General features: G+C 69.7%; 3 protein-coding genes. 2 read left to right on the forward strand and 1 reads right to left on the reverse strand.

What is annotated here, in order from left to right:
- The first annotated feature begins 409 nt into the window (after positions 1-409).
- Together G5C65_RS32940 and glmS are read left to right on the forward strand one after the other, a co-directional pair.
- Positions 410-688, forward strand: a complete 279-nt coding sequence (locus G5C65_RS32940) for a hypothetical protein (RefSeq protein WP_165302736.1) — start codon at positions 410-412, stop codon at positions 686-688.
- 149 nt (positions 689-837) lie between these two features.
- A complete protein-coding gene (glmS, locus tag G5C65_RS32945) occupies positions 838-2,658 on the forward strand; it encodes a glutamine--fructose-6-phosphate transaminase (isomerizing) (protein ID WP_165302737.1) in 1,821 nt (606 codons plus the stop codon).
- Between the two features lie 268 nt (positions 2,659-2,926).
- Here glmS and G5C65_RS32950 read toward each other — a convergent pair whose 3' ends face one another.
- Positions 2,927-3,454: a universal stress protein gene (locus G5C65_RS32950; RefSeq protein ID WP_165302738.1), complete on the reverse strand. Its 528-nt coding sequence runs from the start codon at positions 3,452-3,454 to the stop codon at positions 2,927-2,929.
- Positions 3,455-3,916 lie beyond the last annotated feature (462 nt).

Consider the following 3,916-nt stretch of genomic DNA (forward strand, 5'->3'; position numbering starts at 1 on the left):
GCGTGTGCGGTCGCGGCGGGAAGGGCGGTGACGGTGAGGAGGGAGGCGCAGAGCAGCAGCAGCGGTCTGAGGTGTCGCACAGGAGAACCCCCTTCGGCGATGCCATGCACATGGCAATTCGACCTGGCAATTCGCATGGTGCCTGGTAGAGACCAGCGCCGGAAGAGGGCGCCCCGGAAGGCGACTCCGCGACCTCGCGGGACCGCGGAACCGCGGCCCCATGGGACCGCTCCATCCTGGAGCCCCCGGCCACCCGGAAGAAGTAAACACTCGGCCAATCGCGGCAAAGGTGCGTACCAGGCCGAAAAACATCGCACCACGCCTCCACGCCTCCTCCATTCCGCGTCGATCCTGCCCGGAATCGGGCAGATTTCTTGCGCTCACCGCGCCAACCGATCAGTATCGACCCGTGCTCGAACCCCGTACGCCTGTCCACGACGATCTGATCGACCATCTGGTCCGCACCACCCCGCTGCAGCGCGGCGAAGCGGCCCGGGTGGTGCTCGACGTGCTGGCCTACTTCGACGAGACCACCGCCGAGTTCGTCCGGCGCCGCCACCGCGAGCTGCAGGCAGCGGGCCACGTCAACGCGGAGATCTTCGAGCGGATCACCGCCGAGCTGCCGCACCGCGCCGTGGCGCCGCCCCCGCTGTCGCTCCGGCAGCTGCGCCGGATCGTCTACGGCTGAGCGGCAGCCGGGCACCCCGCCGGAACGGGCACCCACACCGACTCCACCACCAGAGCCAACGCCACCAGAGTCACCACCAGAGTCACCACCAGAGCCATCAACCAGAGCCATCACCGACGGAACCGAGCGAGAGGCAGGCAGCACACACCATGTGCGGAATCGTGGGATATATCGGGAAGCGGGACACCGCTCCGCTGCTCCTGGAGGGCCTCCAGCGCCTGGAGTACCGGGGCTATGACTCCGCCGGGCTCGCCGTCCACAGCAGCGGCAGCAGCGGCGGGCTGAAGTCCGCCAAGACCAAGGGCCGGGTCCGCGACCTGGAGGAGCGGCTGCCCAAGCGCTTCTCCGGCACGGTGGGCATCGCCCACACCCGCTGGGCCACCCACGGCGCCCCGAACGACGTCAACGCGCATCCGCATCTGGACCCGGACGAGCAGGTCGCCGTCGTCCACAACGGCATCGTCGACAACGCCGCCGAGCTGCGCGCCAAGCTCACCGCCGACGGTGTCACCCTCGTCTCGGACACCGACACCGAGGTCTTCTCGCACCTCATCGCCCGCTCCGAGGCCGACACGCTGGAGGCCAAGGTCCAGGAGGCGCTGCGGCACATCGAGGGCACATACGGCATCGCCGTACTGCACGCCGCGTTCCCGGACCGCATCGTGGTGGCCCGCAACGGCTCCCCCGTGGTGCTGGGCATCGGCGAGAAGGAGATGTTCGTCGCCTCGGACGTGGCCGCGCTGGTGTCGCACACCCGGCAGGTCGTCACCCTGGACGACGGCGAGATGGCCACCATCAAGGCGGGCGACTACCGCACGTACACCACCGAGGGCTCGCGCACCTCCACCTCTCCGGAGACCGTCGAGTGGGCGGCCGAGTCCTATGACATGGGCGGCCACGACACCTATATGCACAAGGAGATCGCGGAGCAGGCGGACGCCGTGGACCGGGTGCTGGCCGGGCGGATCGACGACCGGTTCGCCACCGTCCATCTGGGCGGCCTCAACCTGGACGCGCGCGAGGCCCGCACCATGCGCCGGGTGAAGATCCTGGGCTGCGGCTCCGCGTACCACGCGGGCATGATCGGCGCACAGATGATCGAGGAGCTGGCCCGGGTCCCCGCGGACGCCGAGCCCGCCAGCGAGTTCCGCTACCGCAACCCGGTGGTGGACCCGGACACGCTCTACATCGCGGTCAGCCAGTCCGGCGAGACCTATGACACCCTCGCGGCGGTGCAGGAGCTGAAGCGCAAGGGCGCTCGGGTGCTGGGCGTGGTGAACGTGGTCGGCTCGGCCATCGCCCGGGAGACCGACGGCGGGGTGTACGTCCACGCGGGCCCGGAGGTCTGCGTCGTCTCCACCAAGTGCTTCACGAACACCGCCGTGGCCTTCGCGCTGCTCGCGCTGCATCTGGGCCGGATCCGGGACCTGTCGGTCGCGGACGGCAAGCGGATCCTGGCGGGGCTGCGGCAGCTCCCGGAGCAGATCGACCGGGTCATGCGGGAGGAGGCCGCGATCGAGAAGCTGGCCGCCGACTACGCCACCGCCAAGAGCATGATGTTTGTGGGCCGGGTCCGCGGCTACCCGGTGGCGCGCGAGGCGTCGCTGAAGCTCAAGGAGGTGTCGTACATCCACGCCGAGGCGTACCCGGCCTCGGAGCTGAAGCACGGGCCGCTGGCGCTGATCGAGCCCGCGGTGCCGACCGTCGCGGTGCTGCCGGACGACGAGCTGCTGGACAAGAACCGCGCCACGCTGGAGGAGATCAAGGCCCGCAGCGGGCGGATCCTCGCGGTCGCCCATATGGAGCAGGAGAAGGCGGATCACACGATCGTGGTACCGAAGAACGAGCCCGAGCTGGATCCCGTGCTCATGGGCATCCCGCTGCAACTGCTCGCGTACCACACGGCGCTGGCCCTGGGCCGGGACATCGACAAGCCGCGCAACCTCGCGAAGTCCGTGACGGTGGAGTGAGCCGCTCCGGCCGGGGAAATGGGCGGAATCCCGCGCGGGCCACCAACCGCGCGGGATTCCGCCTCCCCTGTGCCGGCGTCGCCCATTACGCCGGCGGGTGGGCCGCCGCGCGGGACCGTCACCTCCCGTTCGGCGGCACGCCGTAGCGCCGATGCCTCCTGTATGCCCCTCACAAGCGCACAATCCACCCCTACGCATGGGTAGATTTATCGACTGCGTCTACCTTACGGCCGGCGAACGGCCCTGCCGGGCGCGGGAGTTGCCGTGCTCACGGCACCACGACGACGGGGCGCTGAGCACGCCGCGCCAGCCGCCCCGCCACGGATCCGAAGATGCGTCCGACGAGGCCGTGCGTGGAGCCCACGACAATGGCGTCCGCCTCGTACTCCTGTCCGACTTCTTCCAGTTCGTGACAGATGTCCCCACCGCGTTCGACGAGGATCCAGGAGACATCCGAGAGGTGGTCGGCACAGGCCAGCTCCAGCCCGAGGACCTCCGTGCGGTGGTCCGGGACGTCCACGAAGACGGGGGGCTCGCAGCCCGCCCAGACGGTGGTCGGGAGCCGGTTGGCCACATGGACGATGATCAGGCCCGAGCCGGAGCGGTGGGCCATGCCGATGGCATAGGCCAGGGCGCGCTCGCTCGACATGGAGCCGTCGAAGCCCACGACGACACCGTGCAGGAAAGCGGGGTCACAGGAAGGGCGGGTCTCTTCCGCCGCCTCGGGCAGCTGGGTCGCGTCGGCGTCGGCGAGCTGCCTGCGGTCTGCTGGGTCAGGGATCTCGTATCCAGCCATATGTGTCTCGGCGATGGGAGTCCTCTGTGCAGAGGGACGACGGTCGGCTTGCTCTCTCTTCCGGCTCTTCAGGATCGTGTGGTGCCTGCGTGAATGACGACCGGGAATCGTCTTCCCATGTCCCCTACCCCAAGGGTACGGCGGCACTCCCCCCTTGCCCAGGGCACGAGAGGCGGTCACCGGACGCGCGCTGACCCCGGAGCATGCCTGAGCGAGGCCCGTCGCGCAATGCCACGGGATACCCCTTACAGCCGTACGGAGCCGCCGCCATCCGGGCCGGACGGGGCACACGTCCCCCCTTGCGGCCCAGTGACCGGCCCCGCGGGAGGGCGTTAGACACGGCGTGCAGGGTCCACCGCTCACTCCCCCCGTTCCGTCCATCCCGACTACCGCACACACCGCACGTACGGCGTACGCCACTCGGAGTGACCCCTCCGCGCACACTTGGCCGAGCCCTTACTC

It is taken from the genome of Streptomyces boncukensis, assembly GCF_011045075.1.
GTDB classification, from domain to species: Bacteria; Actinomycetota; Actinomycetes; order Streptomycetales; family Streptomycetaceae; genus Streptomyces; species Streptomyces boncukensis.